Origin of the sequence: Anoxybacillus sp. ST4, from assembly GCF_019448545.1 — a bacterium.
Classification (GTDB): domain Bacteria; phylum Bacillota; class Bacilli; order Bacillales; family Anoxybacillaceae; genus Anoxybacillus; species Anoxybacillus pushchinoensis.
In genome coordinates this window covers 19471-34093 of sequence record NZ_JAHZOE010000004.1, presented here as the reverse complement: position 1 = coordinate 34093, position 14623 = coordinate 19471, and the positions used below count along the sequence as shown (strand labels likewise).

Below are 14623 nucleotides of genomic sequence, written 5' to 3'. Positions count from 1 at the left end.
TTGTTAAATGTAAAATAAAAAGGCTCTTCACCAAAAGCTGTACATGATTTTTTACAACACACTCTACTGACGTTTGTGAGAAACAATCAGCAAATCAATAATATTCTCACATTTTTGTTCAGAAGTGAGCATCATTTGTCAAGCACATGTTGTGGTGATGAACCTTTACGAAGGGAAAACAGTACCAACATTTAAGGGGAAGGAAGCGTTTCGTATTGTGGCACTCTTTGATGATGGAATAACTGTAAGCTTAACGTCCAAAGAAAAAGAAGTGCCTTTAAGTAAGGAAGTGATGTTTCGTGTCATGGAAAAGTTGATCGTTCATAAAGACGGTGTGCGTCAAAAAAGTGGTTGATCCAAACGCTCGACTAAAGCTAGGTTTGCTTTTACTTCATCCGTGGACAGAGAAAGTGGAGCGTGATGAGGACGGTAAATCCCGTTCATATTTAGTGCTTACTGATGAGGCGAGGAAGCGTCTGACGGTTGCTGAATAATGTGTTTCAGCGACTTTTTGACGCTATTCCCCTTGTCCTTTTTGTTTCCATATGGTACGCTTCACTTGAATGATATCTCAGCATACATAAAGGGAAGATAGAAATGGAAGCAAACAAAGGTGGAAAAATACGTTATAAGATTATAGCTATTGTTGTGCTACTTTTTGTCATGGCGGGAGCGTATGCTTTTTCGATGTACGGTAAGTTCAAGGAAACAATAAATGAGATGCATGAGCCGATTGAGCGAGAACGTTCGGAACAGCGAGAGAATGAGTTATCGCTCGGAAAAGGTGAGCCGATATCCTTTTTGCTTATCGGGGTAGATGAACGTAAAAACGATCGTGGACGAGCAGATTCGTTAATTGTCGTCACGTTAAATCCGACAGAGCAATCGATTAAAATGTTGAGCATTCCGCGCGATACTCGCACAGCGATTGTCGGAAAAGGAAAAGAGGATAAAATTAACCACTCTTACGCTTTTGGCGGGGTGGAAATGACGATTGCAACGGTTGAGCAGTTTTTACATATTCCAATTGACTATTATATAAAAGTCAATATGGAAGGTTTCAAGGATATCGTTGATGCGGTTGGCGGTGTAACGGTAAGTAATCCTTTTGCCTTTAATTATGAAGGAGAATCTTTCCCAAAAGGTGAAATTACTTTAGATGGGGATCGTGCTTTAAAATATACGCGCATGCGCTATGATGATCCGCGCGGTGATTTCGGAAGACAAGATCGCCAAAAGCAAGTGATTGCGGCTATTATTAAAAAAGGGGCGAGCTTTTCTTCTCTAGTCAACTATAGCGATATACTTGAAGCCATTGGGAAAAATGTAAAGACGAATATGACGTTTGACGAAATGAAGCAAATTCAAGCGAATTACAAAGAGGCTCGCCATCATATAGAACAACTCCACATGCAAGGAAAAGGTCAAAAAATGAATGGCATTTACTACTTCATTGTCCCTGAGGAAGAAAGGGCAATGATATCCAACCAATTAAAGAAACATTTAAATATCGGATTGTAACGTCCGTGTTTCGACCTCTACCATTTGGAATTGGAAAGAAACAAGAAAGCGATGATCCGTGCTAAAGAGCGTAACGTGTACATGAGTACAGCTTGCCGTTTTTATCGGCAAGCTGACTTGAGCATGTTATGGCACGTTCCAGTTTGCGGTATATGATCCGGTTGATGAGAACGGAACCGTATACGTTCGATTGGCTATACTTTCCCATATAACGTTTCCTGCACTGTCTTTCTTAATAAACTTAAACTCAATTGCTTTTCCTTGAGGCAAGGAAACAGTTGTTTTCCATGTCGGATAAGAAGATGGCGTCATTTGAATAGCATTCGCTATGTTCCAGTTCCCTAGCTCTGGAATATTTCCAACGACATATACGTTTTGTCCATATACTGTCGTTGCGTTGTTGACGGTAAATGTTACGTTTGAAGTTTTCGCAACCCAAATGGAGACGGAGCCTCCGTTGACTTTGAACTCCCCCCAGCCGTCTGCATTAATCGTTACCGTATCACTTCTGTTTCCAGTTAAATCATAAAAAACTTTACCGGCATGTTTTTTGCCTACATACATCCATTTTGTTCCACCAGGGCCGTCAGTGATTAAAGCTGCGAGTCCAGAGTTTGGTTTTGCGTCTATTCCTTCGCGCGTCCAACCGATAATATCTTGGTGATCGATATAATCGCGCTGCGTTCCGTATGCGTAGTCTCTACGTGCAATAAGAAGTGGATCGATTTTGCTTTTTAAGCCTGGAATATTGTATTTTGGAATGCCGTAGTAGTCGCCGTAAAATACACATGGATACCCTTCTTGTCTCGTTAAAATAAAGGCGTAAGCAAGTGGTTTAAACCAAGGCTCTACCCAAGATTGCAAAGATTGACCAGGCTGTGTGTCATGGTTGTCAACAAGTGTGACTGCTAGTGCCGGTTGGTCTTTCATTAGCGTGTTATTCAACAAATAACGCATGTCAAAGTAACCACTTGATTTTGAAGCAATATAAAAGTTGTTATGCAACGGGGCATCGAATAATGACATAGCCCCATTCGTTTTTGTAATGTAGTTGTGCAGTTTATTGACGTCATAGCTCCAAAATTCACCGACGGCAAATAAATTTTTCCCTGTTTGATTACGTACATATGACAGCCAGTCAGGGAAAAAGCTATATTTGATATGTTTCACCGCATCTAAGCGAAATCCGTCTACGTTCGTTGTGTTCACATACCATTTTCCCCAGTTTTTCAACTCGGCTACAACTTCCGGGTGATCCATATCCAAATCAGCAAACATTAAGTAATCGTAGTTTCCGTTTTCTGTGTCAACTTCCCAATCCCAGGCTTTTCCTGTACCACGAAACTTGTAAATTCGATTTAACTGACGGCTTTGATCCCAATCTGTTCCGTCAAAATGATACCAACGCCATTTAAAACTAGAATACGTGTTTCCGCGACCAGGAAAGTCGAACTTCGTCCATGCTTGAATTTGATATGTTCCTGACACTTCTTGATTACGGTTAGATGGATTGACCTCAACAGCATCGACCCATTCCGTCGCATCAGCTCCTGCTTTATGATTAAATACAACGTCGGCATATACTTGCATACCCGCCGCCTTAGCAGCTTGAATCGCTTGAATATATTGCGTTTTTGTCCCATATTTCGTACGAATCGTTCCTTTTTGATTAAATTCCCCTAAATCATATAAATCGTACACGCCGTATCCGACATCGCTTTGACTCGTTCCTTTATATGCCGGTGGGAGCCATAGTGCCGTAATACCTAAAGATGAAAGGTTGGCAGCTTCATTTTTTACTTTCGTCCATAGTGTGCCATCATTCGGTAAGTCCCACTCGAAATACTGCATCATTGTTCCGTTGACAGGTGCGGTATTTGCTTGGGCGGTTGAAAAGGGCGTGAGAAAGGAAATAATTAAGGTAGCGACGATAGCGTAATACAACCACACTTTTTTCAAATAATTCATACACACACATCCTTTCTTGAAGTAAAATGATGGTGCAAACGTTTGCATTAAAACATAAACGCGTTTGAAGTCATTATAATGATGTTTGTTAACGCTTACAATATAGTTTTTTATTTTCATATATTTCAACAAATATGAAAGCTTTGTGGTTATTTTATGTGGAGGAATGTATAAAGGACCGCCCTTCTTCGGCAGTCCTCTCACATTTTTGCGCTACTTGAAGCGAATGGTCGCAAGTCGTTGGTTTACTTCTTCGATGTCAAAGCGCTCTGGATCAAAATCGTCTCCGTGCCATTCGTCATACCATTCTAAAAACTCTTGACGCTCTTGTTTTCGCGTATCATCCTTCATCATATCGATCGCATCTTGGTAGCCCCAAATTCCACCAACATCTTCGGGAGGGCATGCCCGTGATCCTTTGATACAAATCGGATGTGTTAACGGTTCGATTCGTTTTTCTATTTTCTCCAATGTAATGATATGATCCCAGTTGTCTCCGAAGTCATACGTATATAGCACTTTTTGTTTCTCTTTACTTAAATATTTTTTAATCGGTGTTTTTCGTGAATCGAGCTTATCCTTCCAAAGAGTCATAAATCGATCATCTGGGTGCGGGACGTCAATGATCGCATCACTTGTTTCGAACTGATACAAATGGTAATTTCCCCATCCCATCGCCTCTTGGATAATGAGATGGAGTTGATCGAATGTTATGTCGCTTGGGACGAGCACACGTCGCCAAATCGGTGGACGGATACCGCGCAACTGGATTTTTAATTGATAAATTGTTTCGGCTTTCTTGACTTGTTCTAAAGTTTTTTCAATCTCGTGGCGGAGCGAAGCAGGTAATGTCTCGTAATCTGATAATTTTGTAATCTTTTTTAATGTTTCCCATGCAGTAGGCATACGCTATTCCTCCTCTGTCCTTTTACTATAATCATAGACAAATGTTCACTTTGTTATAAGTGAAATGGTTTATTTTTTGAAAAGTATTTTTCAGAATAGCTGTACCGTGCAAAAGTGCTCACATTTGTGTACACTGAAAGAAAAAGGGCACGGAGGTCGGATATGAACATTGCAGTAGTTGGCACAGGGTACGTTGGCTTAGTGACGGGGGTGGCGCTTGCGCATATCGGACATCGGGTGACGTGCGTTGATGTCGATAAAGAAAAAGTGGAGCGAATGCGACGAGGCATTTCACCCATTTATGAGCCGGGCATTGAGCCGTTTATGAAGGAAAATATGGACGCTGGGCGATTGTTTTTTACGACGGACGGTGCGCGTGCGTATCGGGAAGCAGATGTGATTTACATCGCAGTCGGCACGCCGGAAAACGAGGACGGATCAGCGAATTTAACGTATTTGAAACAAGCGGTGAAAGACATTGCGGCGACGGTAACGAAAGATGTCATCGTTGTGACAAAAAGTACGGTGCCGATCGGGACGAATCACGAAATGAAGCGCATGTTTGCGGAGCTTGCTCCACATGTACGTATCGAAGTCGTGTCGAACCCGGAATTTTTACGGGAAGGTTCTGCCATTTATGATACGTTTCATGGCGATCGCATCGTGATCGGGGCGGATGATGAACGAGCAGCAGCTGTGGTTGCAGACATTCATCGTCCATTTGGCATTCCGATTTTTCAAACCGATATTCGAAGTGCAGAAATGATTAAATACGCTTCTAACGCCTTTTTAGCAACGAAAATTAGTTTTATTAACGAAATTGCGAACATATGTGAAAAAGTTGGGGCGGACATTGAACAAGTGGCGGCTGGTATGGGGATGGATGCGCGCATCGGCTCCTCGTTTTTGCGCGCTGGCATCGGCTATGGTGGCTCTTGTTTTCCGAAAGATACGAAAGCATTGGCAAAAATCGCCGCAAATATCGATCATGATTTTGAACTGCTGAAAGCGGTCATTGAAGTAAACAATAAACAACAGCGAAAGCTCATTGAAAAAGCAAAAAAACGTTTTGGACATCTTCAAGGCAAAAAAATCGCCCTTCTCGGTTTATCGTTTAAGCCAAATACAGACGATATGAGGGAAGCTGCATCGCTTGTCGTTGCGCGCGAGCTGCTTGCTGAACAGGCGATCGTCGTTGCGTATGACCCGATTGCGGTGGGGAAGGCGGCACATGTGCTGCCGAAAGAAGTCATATATGCAGATCGGGTAGAACAGGCGCTTGAACGTGCGGATGCGGCGATGATTTTAACAGAATGGGACGAGTTTCGCCAGTTGGACTTATCTGTATACGTCGAGCAAATGAAAACGCCGATTATTTTTGACGGGCGCAATTGTTATGCGCTCGATGATGTAGCGCGCTACCCAATTGAATATTACTCGATCGGACGAAAACCGATAACGAATATAAAATAAGTCCATTTTCCCTATATATGTGTGATAAAATTGAAGTGTATGACAAGGAAAGGGGATGCTGTATGATTTTAGTCGTTGGTGGTGCAGGATATATCGGCAGCCATGTGGTAAAGGAGTTAGTTGAAACGAAGCCGGTCGTCGTGCTTGATAACTTATCGACAGGGCATCGTCATCTCGTTGACAAACGAGCGGTGTTCGTTCATGGCGATTTAGGCGACCGAGCGACGCTTGTACGCGTGTTTGAAAAATATCCGATCGATGCGGTCATGCATTTTGCTGCAAATAGTTTAGTAGGCGAGTCGGTCGTTGAACCGATGAAATATTATAAAAACAATGTTGCAGCGACGCTGACATTATTGGAAACGATGATGGAATATGGCATCAAGCGTTTTATTTTTTCATCGACAGCTGCGGTGTACGGCATTCCAAACGTTGATCTCATTACGGAAGATTGCCCGACAAACCCAATTAATCCGTACGGTCGCTCGAAATTAATGATCGAGCATATGCTTTCAGATTTTGCATCAGCGTACGATTTACGTTACGTCGTCTTGCGCTATTTTAATGCGGCGGGTGCGCATGAAAGCGGTGAAATCGGGGAGGATCACGACCCAGAGACGCACTTAATTCCGCTTATTTTGCAACATTTGCTCGGATTGCGCGATAAAATTTCAGTGTTTGGCACAGATTACGATACGCCAGATGGCACATGTATTCGCGATTACATTCATGTGACCGATTTAGCGGAGGCGCACATTCTTGCCTTGCATGCCCTTCTTGCTGATGAGAAAAAGACGGCTGTATACAACCTTGGTAACGGGCTCGGCTACTCGGTGAAAGAAGTAATCGACATGTGCGAGCGTGTGACAGGGAAAAAAGCAACGATTGAATATACAGAGCGCCGTCCAGGAGATCCGGCTCGGCTTGTTGCGTCGTCCGAAAAAATTGCCCGCGAACTCGGCTGGAAAGCGACGCGTTCGTTAGAGGACATCATTAAAACTGCTTGGAATTGGCATAATAAGCAAAGAGGTTGAAGACGTTTCAGCCTCTTTTTTCGTTTGTTTCCAAATTTGACAATGGATTTATATGTTCGTTACTCTATCATTAGAACAAACATGGGGGGAGATATAATGGGCATTAGTCATTTTTCGATTCGACGCCCGGTGCTGACATTTGTGTCGATGGTGATCGTCATTCTTTTAGGGGCGGTATCGTTGCTCAATATTCCGATGAAGTTAATTCCTGATATTCAGCCCCCTGTCGGTGTAGTTGTGGCGACGTATCCAGGGGCAGGCCCGACGGAAGTGCTTGAAAAAGTGACGAAGCCGTTAGAAAGCAGCTTAGCGACGCTGCCGGGGCTGAAAACGATAACTTCGACGTCGCAAGAAGGATCGACACTCATTTTGTTGCAGTTTTCATGGGCGACAGTTATTGATGAGATGCAAAATGATGTGATGCAGCGCATCGATCAAGCGACGCTTCCAGATGATGTGCAAAAGCCGCGATTTTTAAAGTTTGACCCGTCGCAGTTTCCGGTCATTCAAATGACGTTAACGAGTAAAGACGGGGCGGGTGAGTTGAACGCATTAGCGCAACAGTTAAAAGCGGAGCTTGCCAAAACGGAAGGGGTGGCGAGCGTAAATGTATCAGGTACGTTGACGAAACGGGTGCGCGTGCTCGTAGATCCAAATAAGCTACGTACATATCGGCTTTCCCAACAAGACGTTGCGAATTTCATTTCGGCCAACAACGTGTCGTTGCCGGGAGAAACGGTTGTCATCGACGAGCGGCAACTATCGACGCGCATTTTAAGCACCGTGCAATCGGTCGATGAATTAAAAAAGCTTGTCATTGCGATCAATCCGCTCACAAATGAACGCATTCGTCTGCAAGATGTCGCAAAAGTGGAGCTCGTTTCGGAAAAACAACAAACGATTACTCGAACGAATGAACAGCCGTCTGTGCTCATGAGCGTACTGCAAAAGGCAGATGCAAACACAGCGGAAGTGTCCGAAGCGTTCCAAAAGCAGTTGGACAAATTATTGAAAAAAGAACAATTTAAAAACGTACACGTCGATATATTATTTGACCAAGGGGAATTTATTCAACGAACGATCCGCAACATCGCACAGTCGCTCGTTCTAGGCGGCGCGTTTGCGATGGCTGTGTTGTTTTTATTTTTGCGAAATATAAAAAGCCCGATCATTATCGGCATCGCTATTCCGTATTCGGTTATTGTGACGTTCGTTTTAATGTATTTTTCCGACTTTACGCTAAATATTATGACGCTTGGCGGGTTGGCGCTCGGAATCGGCATGCTTGTCGACAACTCGATTGTCGTCATTGAAAACATTTCCCGTCATTTAGCGATGGGAAAAGATCCGAAAGAAGCAGCGAAAGATGGCGTAAGCGAAGTCGGAAGCGCTATTGTCGCATCGACGTTAACGAGCGTCGCTGTATTCGTTCCTGTATTATTTATTACCGGGTTAATTGGAGATTTATTTACCGAGTTTGCGTTAACGATTGCGTTTAGTTTGCTGGCATCGCTATTTGTTGCGCTGACGGTTGTGCCAATGCTTGCGAGCCGTTGGTTGCGCCCGCGCAGACGGTATCGCGAGGAAGCGCGATTATCTTCCGCCCCGATGCGCGCGCTCGAAAAAAGCGTTCGTTGGGCATTGCGTCATCGTTTTGTTGTGTTATTGTCAGCGGTTGGATTGCTTGGCGTCGGCGTTGTCGGGCTAACGAAAGTAGGTATGCAGTTTTTGCCGAATACAGATGAAGGGTTTTTCTCCATTCGCGTGCAAACAGACGATGGAGCTTCGCTGCAAGCGACAGAGCGCGTCGTGGCGGCGATTGAACATGAGTTAAAGAAAGTCGATGAGATTGAGACGTATGTGAGTCTCATCGGCTCGACGCAAGAACAGTCGTTTCGCGGAACGACGCAAACGAACGTCGCCGAAATATATGTGAAAATGAAGCCGAAAGATAAGCGGAATCGGTCTGTGTTTGTTGTCGTTGATAAATTAAAAGCACCTGTGCAGCAAGCGGTGAAAAACGTAAATCAAACAGCGGAAGTATCGTTTAACTTGCAAGCGTCGACAGGAAGTGCGCCAAATACGTTAACATTTAGCGTAAAAGATACGGATGAACAGCGATTGAAGCAAGTCGTCAGCAAAATTGAAAAACGAGTAAAGGCGTTAAAAGAAGTGAAAGAAGTATCGACAGATTTATCGGAAACGGTCGATGAAATTCAAGTGCAAATCGATCGCGATAAAGCGTTACAACATGGACTGACGCCCGCGCAAGTCGCCATCGCTGCCCAACAAATGACGCGCGGAATGACGGCGACACGCATCATTGATGCGAGCGCGAACGTGTACGATGTGACGGTCGAATACGATGAAAACGTGAAAAATTCCGTGTCTGACTTAAAGCAATTGCTTGTAAAAAAACCGGACGGTACGTTTGTAAAACTTGGGGATATTGCTTCGGTCACCGTTGGAAAAAGCCGCGTCCAAATTCAGCGAGTAAATGAACAAAGTGCCGTTCAGTTTACTGTGAAATATAAAAGTTCGGTGACGCTTGGCGACATATCGGCACTTGTTGACCGTGAAATCGCAAAGCTCGATCTTCCAGCTGAGACGGACATCGTCTTTGGCGGCGATCGGGAATTGCTTGAGTCGTCGCTTGACGATTTAGCGTTAGCTTTCGGATTGGCGGTTACGTTTGTATATCTCGTCATGGCGGCGCAGTTTGAGTCGTTTAAACATCCGTTCATCATTATGTTTACGATTCCGTTAATGATCGTCGGAATTGCGGGTGGATTATCGTTGACGCAGACGCCAGTAAGCGTCATGGTCATTATCGGCGGCATCGTACTTGCCGGTATTGTCGTCAACAATGCGATCGTGCTCGTTGATTATATGAATCAATTGCGCGCCCGCGGAGAGCGAGACATTATTGTCACAGCGGTTAAGCTTCGCCTTCGCCCGATTTTAATGACGGCGTTAACGACGATTTTAGGCTTATTGCCGCTTGCTTTCGGCTTCGGTGACGGGGCGGAGCTCAATCAGCCGATGGCGATTACTGTCATTGGTGGACTATTGAGCAGCACGTTGTTGACGTTATTTGTCATCCCGGTCGTGTACAGCTTTACGTTACCGAGAAAGTTTTATATGCAAAAATAAACAGCCGACGTCACCGGCTGTTTATTTTTTTCGTTCTTCTAGTTTTTTGGCCATTTGTTCAAGCAGTTTTTCCCATAATGTTTGTTGCTTCGTTCCTTTTTTCTTTGCCATATTTCACCTCATGAAAGGGTAAATAGTTCACGTAATTGTTCGTTGGACAGTTCGGTAATCCACGTTTCACTTTGGATGAGCTGTTCATTGAGCGACTGCTTTTTCTCAAGCATATCATCAATTTTTTCTTCAATCGTGCCAGTTGTAATGAACTTATGCACGTGGACAAATTTCGTCTGCCCGATGCGATATGCTCGGTCTGTCGCTTGGTTTTCAACGGCCGGATTCCACCAGCGGTCAAAATGAATAACGTGATTAGCAGCAGTTAAGTTTAGCCCTGTTCCGCCTGCTTTGAGCGATAAAATGAATATATGAAACTGTCCATGTTGAAATTGTTCAATCATTTCATCGCGCGTTTGTTTTGGCGTGCTGCCGTTTAAAAAGACGACCGTTTCTTTTAGATGAGAAGCAAGAATATGTTGAATCATCTCGCCCATTTGAATGTACTGCGTAAAAATTAAACAACTTTCTCCGCTGTCGCGAATTTGCCCGACAAGCTCAAGCAGCTTTTCTACTTTATGCGACCGCTCAACGATTTGTTTTGGATGCTTTTCTTTTAAGTAAAGGGCAGGGTGGTCGCATAGTTGTTTTAAACTATTTAACATGCGTAAAATGATGCCGCGCCGCGCAAATCCGTCCACTTCGTCAAGCTGTTCTAGCGATTGTTGCACAATTTGTTCGTATAGCGACGCCTGTTCAGCAGTGAGCGGGCAATATTCTTTTTGTTCGAGCTTATCCGGCAAGTCGAGCGCAATTCGTTCGTCTGTTTTTGTGCGGCGTAGTAAAAACGGACGAATGAGCTTTTGTAAACGTTCGGTCGCTTGCTTATCGCCATTTTTCTCAATTGGCGTCGCAAATTGGCGCTGAAACTCGGTTTGCGATCCTAAATAGCCCGGATTTAAAAAGTGGAAAATGCTCCATAGCTCGTTTAACCGGTTTTCAATCGGTGTCCCGGTAAGCGCAATTTTATGCTGTCCTTTCAGCTTGCGAATGGCGCGCGCTTGCTTCGTTTGGGCGTTTTTAATGTTTTGCGCTTCATCTAAACAAATGACGTCCCAGTTGATGCTGGCCAAATCGTCAAAATCTAAATGCGCCAAGCTATACGATGTAATGACGAGGTCGTAGCTTTTTACCTTTTCGGCAAACGCATCGCCGTGTTCGCGATTTGATCCGTGATGGACGTAAACGTTTAAAGACGGCACGAATTGCTTACATTCTTTTTGCCAATTGCCGATGACGCTCGTTGGACAAATAAGTAAAGCAGGGCCGTTTCGTTTCTCGTTTTCTTTCACATAGGCGAGATAGGCTAGCATTTGTATCGTTTTCCCAAGACCCATATCGTCTGCTAGACAGCCGCCAAAACCGAGCTGGCGTAAAAAGATGAGCCAGTCGACGCCTCGCTGTTGGTATGGACGTAACGTGCCATGGAACGTGCTCGGAATGGTGACGTTTGGGATATGGTCAATGTTTTTCATTTTTCGTACGAGTGTGGCAAACGAGCGATTTAGTTCAATGTCAATCGCTTCATCGTCTTCATGTTGTTCGTTTGTTTTTTCCGCCAATGTTTGCATGAGCACGTCGCGAATCGATACACCTTCTTGTTTCGCTTGTTTCATCAGTTTTTGTACTTTTTGAATGAAAGCAGGGTCAAGCTGAACCCATTGGTCGCGAATGCGCACGAGGCGGCGCTTTTGTTCGACGAGTTCCGCGAATTGCTGTTCTGTCAATTCCACCCCGTTTGTGGCGATGCGCCAATCAAAATCAACGAGCGCATCAAGCCCGAATACAGACGTCGCTGATGATTTGACGCGGGCTTTTACCCGAAGTTTTGTTTGCTTAACGACTTCCCACCATTCTGGCACAATGACGCGGACACCTGCTTCGGTGAGTTCAATAGTTGCTTCCACTAAAAAGCGCCATGCTTCTTCTTCGTTTAGTTCGTTGCGCAACGCTCCGTTTTCGCCTAGCCATGGGACAATTGTCTGCCATCGTTGTTGTGCTCGTTCAATATGGCTAGCGTACGCTTCCCAAGCTTTCGGTATATGCGGATATACGGTGATGTCATTCGTTTCCGTGTCGATGAGCACGGTTTCGAGCGGCCACGCCCCTCCGTCTTCACTCGGTTCATGTAAGCGAATAGCGGCGGAAAACGGGGGACGATTTTTATCCCATCCAATTTCTGTTAACCACTCGTGCTCGTCTATAAATGACGTAGCGTCTCCTACAATGAGCGGATATGTGTCGATCATTTGTTGCCACGTTTGTTTGAGCTCAACGTCTGATTGAATCCAGTCATTGATTGCTTCTGAACGCCAAACGGATACGAATGGATGATCGTCCGCTTCCGTTCCTTTCCATCCGAAGCGCCCGTTTTTCCACGCCTCAAAGTCGGGCATGAACTGCTTTTGTTCCAAATCATCAATGATTTGTTTCGCCCACGCTTGAAATTGTTTACTTTGTTCATCCCATATGATGTCGATCAGCTCGTTTTTGGATGGATAAGCAAAAAACGTGAGCGCTTCCCAAGGGGAAAGGAGAACGCCAATATGTGTTCCAATCGTCTCGATAGGGGCAAATGTGCCATAAAACGTTTCTTCATGCCATAAAAAAACGATGTCTCTCCAATCGTCAGGATGTACGTCTTCGCTATATAAAAAAAACTGTTTTCGCTCATCGAGCCAGCGGCTATGTAGTTCGATTTGTTGCATCATATAAATTTCCCTCTCTGTAACAATTGTTGAAATGCGCGTAAACGTTTCGTTTGTTCAGCTAGCTTTTCCACATATGCTTCCCAGCGATGCGTTTGTTTTAATGCTCGATAATGAGCGCGCAGTTTTCGTAAATGTTTGATTGCTTGTTCGTATGCGCTCCGATTTTTTTGTTCGATGTAGTACATAATCGTTTGATGATAAAGCGGAAGAACGAGCGAACGATCCGCTTGTTCGATTGCTTTTAAATGGAACGGGTGAATCATATCGACGTTTGCTTTTTCAAGCATATATAATTCGATTAGTTTTTTCCATTGCTGTTCATCGAATAAGTAGTCGATGTACATATAAAAACTATACGGAAGAAGCTTTTGAAGAAGCTGTTCGTATCGTTCTGTTTCGTCGCTTTTTGTTGCGATGCTGTATTGACCATAGGCGGACAATACGGTGCGAACAAACCATTCGCGGTCAGTCATACGAAGCGAATGTAAGTACGATTCCATATTTTTTTCAAGCCGATGAAACCACTCAGCTCCGCGTTGTATTTGTTTTTTCGCAAACGACATGTGCATAAAATCGACGATATGTTCCGTTGCTAAATATGGAAACGGTTCAATGAGCTGATAAGCTTGCTGATCGTTTTCAAGCAAAAATGATACGTATGAAGCGGTAGCGATAAATGGTAGTTTTTGTTCGACTGTTTCTTTCTCATTTAGCTGTTTTATCGCCCAGTTGCATTCTTCTTCGCGATATGACGGATCGGTGAATACATATGTCCACATTGTTTCATATACATCTAGTATTTGTCTAAAGTACGTTAATTCGCCTGACAATATGCTTCGTGCGTACGGCATTGACGCATATATGAGTTGTTCGTGCAGCTTTGTACGCGGCTTTTTCGCTAAGTCTTTGATCGCTTGCTGTACCGTTTGGGCAAATTGGTTGACGTGCCGCTCTTGCATCATCGCGGAGTAGCCCCACGGTTGTAGCGGGATGCGAGTCAGTTCCGTGAATGTAAATAACGATGCGTGTACGTAATATAGATGGTCTAAAAACGGTTTTTTTGCCGTCGGACGCTCGAACGTTTGGAAAAAGGAATGAATGAATCTCCGCATTTGTTCTTCTTCCGTTATATAATCAAGGGGGATGCGGTGATATGCTTCTTCAAAGGAGTTCCACCAAGCGTCAATGATGTTTCCGTTCGGTGTCGCGTCTTTTTTATGTTGTTCATTCACTTGTATGTGTTTTTGTTTTTCATCACGACGCACATTTTTTTGTTTTGTCGTCGGCTCTTTCCATTGCCGAATTAAATTTCCGACTGCGTCAATTTGATTGTACGCATATAAAAATAACGCGACATTGTGAGGGCATAGGCCGACAGCTGTACAACCACAAGATGAGCTTGCTGCTTGCTTCAGCCGAAACGTTGGCTCGTACGTCTGCCCTTTGTCTGTCACTTTTCCTTTTAGCACGTTATTTTCGATTGTCACGTTATATACATGTCCGGTGCGATACAAATGCCATGCTCGCTTGATGACGTCGCTATGTTTTTTGTACGGTAAAAGCTTCATGAGACGTTGAGCCGCTTTTGTCATCACTTCTTGCGATAACATCGTCTGTAACATACGAAAGCTCCTTTTTTATCAATTTGCCCTTATTTTAGCATGTGTGCTTGTTGTTTACAAATGGAACAAATCAATCGTACAAAGGCGATGAAAATGGTAAAATGATGTGTAGATTTCCATATGT

The 14623-nt window shown here is 44.1% G+C and carries 10 protein-coding genes; 6 read left to right on the top strand and 4 right to left on the bottom strand.

The window, feature by feature from the left end; all coding sequences use genetic code 11:
- Positions 1 to 157: 157 nt before the first annotated feature.
- The 3 genes from K1I44_RS04500 (at position 158) to tagU (ending at position 1521) form a co-directional block, all read left to right on the top strand.
- Positions 158 to 355, top strand: coding sequence for a hypothetical protein (locus K1I44_RS04500; protein ID WP_219985399.1), 198 nt, complete (start codon positions 158 to 160; stop codon positions 353 to 355).
- On the top strand, positions 348 to 494 hold the full coding sequence (locus K1I44_RS04495; RefSeq protein ID WP_219985398.1) for a hypothetical protein: 147 nt from the start codon (positions 348 to 350) through the stop codon (positions 492 to 494). Before K1I44_RS04500 ends, K1I44_RS04495 begins: the two co-directional genes overlap by 8 nt.
- A 103-nt stretch (positions 495 to 597) precedes the next feature.
- Entirely contained in the window at positions 598 to 1521 is a 924-nt protein-coding gene (gene tagU / locus K1I44_RS04490) for a polyisoprenyl-teichoic acid--peptidoglycan teichoic acid transferase TagU (RefSeq protein ID WP_219985397.1), read from the top strand.
- 126 nt (positions 1522 to 1647) lie between these two features.
- On the opposite strand, the gene amyS is transcribed toward tagU, so the two are convergent.
- Both amyS and K1I44_RS04480 read right to left on the bottom strand, forming a co-directional pair.
- The gene (gene amyS / locus K1I44_RS04485; RefSeq protein WP_219985396.1) at positions 1648 to 3489 is read right to left on the bottom strand and encodes an alpha-amylase; all 1842 of its coding nucleotides are present in this window, start codon (positions 3487 to 3489) and stop codon (positions 1648 to 1650) included.
- 213 nt (positions 3490 to 3702) lie between these two features.
- The gene (locus tag K1I44_RS04480; protein ID WP_255573215.1) at positions 3703 to 4395 is read right to left on the bottom strand and encodes a plasmid pRiA4b ORF-3 family protein; all 693 of its coding nucleotides are present in this window, start codon (positions 4393 to 4395) and stop codon (positions 3703 to 3705) included.
- Positions 4396 to 4557: 162 nt separating this feature from the next.
- On the opposite strand from K1I44_RS04480, the gene K1I44_RS04475 reads away from it, so the two are divergent.
- The 3 genes from K1I44_RS04475 to K1I44_RS04465 all read left to right on the top strand — a co-directional run bounded on the left by K1I44_RS04475 (position 4558) and on the right by K1I44_RS04465 (position 10055).
- The gene (locus tag K1I44_RS04475) at positions 4558 to 5868 is read left to right on the top strand and encodes a UDP-glucose dehydrogenase family protein (RefSeq protein ID WP_219985395.1); all 1311 of its coding nucleotides are present in this window, start codon (positions 4558 to 4560) and stop codon (positions 5866 to 5868) included.
- Between the two features lie 62 nt (positions 5869 to 5930).
- Positions 5931 to 6902, top strand: a complete 972-nt coding sequence (gene galE, locus K1I44_RS04470; protein ID WP_219985394.1) for a UDP-glucose 4-epimerase GalE — start codon at positions 5931 to 5933, stop codon at positions 6900 to 6902.
- A gap of 96 nt (positions 6903 to 6998) precedes the next feature.
- On the top strand, positions 6999 to 10055 hold the full coding sequence (locus tag K1I44_RS04465) for an efflux RND transporter permease subunit (protein WP_219985393.1): 3057 nt from the start codon (positions 6999 to 7001) through the stop codon (positions 10053 to 10055).
- Between the two features lie 119 nt (positions 10056 to 10174).
- Here K1I44_RS04465 and K1I44_RS04460 read toward each other — a convergent pair whose 3' ends face one another.
- Complete coding sequence (locus tag K1I44_RS04460) at positions 10175 to 12877, bottom strand: DEAD/DEAH box helicase (protein ID WP_219985392.1); 2703 nt, start codon at positions 12875 to 12877, stop codon at positions 10175 to 10177.
- Positions 12874 to 14499, bottom strand: a complete 1626-nt coding sequence (locus K1I44_RS04455; RefSeq protein WP_219985391.1) for an SWIM zinc finger family protein — start codon at positions 14497 to 14499, stop codon at positions 12874 to 12876. Before K1I44_RS04455 ends, K1I44_RS04460 begins: the two co-directional genes overlap by 4 nt.
- Positions 14500 to 14623 lie beyond the last annotated feature (124 nt).